Annotated in this window: 1 rRNA gene; it reads left to right on the top strand. The window is 53.6% G+C overall.

Annotated elements, in window-relative coordinates:
• Nucleotides 1-868, top strand: a 23S ribosomal RNA gene (locus ACTVAI_RS11815); the annotation flags it as partial.

Here is an 868-nt window from a genome sequence, read left to right as displayed (position 1 = left end):
AAACACGGAGCCGCAGCGAAAGCGAGTCTGAACAGGGCGAATGAGTATGTGGTCGTAGACCCGAAACCAGGTGACCTACCCATGTCCAGGTTGAAGGTGCGGTAATACGCACTGGAGGACCGAACCCACGCACGTTGAAAAGTGCGGGGATGAGGTGTGGGTAGCGGAGAAATTCCAATCGAACCTGGAGATAGCTGGTTCTCTCCGAAATAGCTTTAGGGCTAGCCTCGGACAATAGGAATCATGGAGGTAGAGCACTGTTTGGACTAGGGGCCCTTCTCGGGTTACCGAATTCAGATAAACTCCGAATGCCATCGATTCAAGTCCGGGAGTCAGACTGCGAGTGATAAGATCCGTAGTCGAAAGGGAAACAGCCCAGACCACCAGCTAAGGTCCCAAAGTATCTGTTAAGTGGAAAAGGATGTGGGGTTGCACAGACAACTAGGATGTTGGCTCAGAAGCAGCCATCATTCAAAGAGTGCGTAATAGCTCACTAGTCGAGTGACCCTGCGCCGAAAATTTACCGGGGCTAAACAGATCACCGAAGCTGTGGATGGAACCTTCGGGTTCCGTGGTAGGAGAGCGTTCTAAGGGCGGCGAAGCCAGACCGTGAGGACTGGTGGAGCGCTTAGAAGTGAGAATGCCGGTATGAGTAGCGAAAGACGGGTGAGAATCCCGTCCACCGAATGACTAAGGTTTCCTGGGGAAGGCTCGTCCTCCCAGGGTTAGTCGGGACCTAAGCCGAGGCCGATAGGCGTAGGCGATGGACAACAGGTTGATATTCCTGTACCAGTTGGTTTTGTTTGAACGATGGAGGGACGCAGGAGGCTAAGGAAAGCGTGCGAACGGAAGTGCACGCCCAAGCAAC

The organism is Jeotgalibaca sp. A127, assembly GCF_052266745.1.
In the GTDB taxonomy this organism is placed as follows: Bacteria; Bacillota; Bacilli; order Lactobacillales; family Aerococcaceae; genus Jeotgalibaca.
Note: the sequence above shows the minus strand (reverse complement) of the source record. Positions and strands in the feature narration are given on the sequence as shown.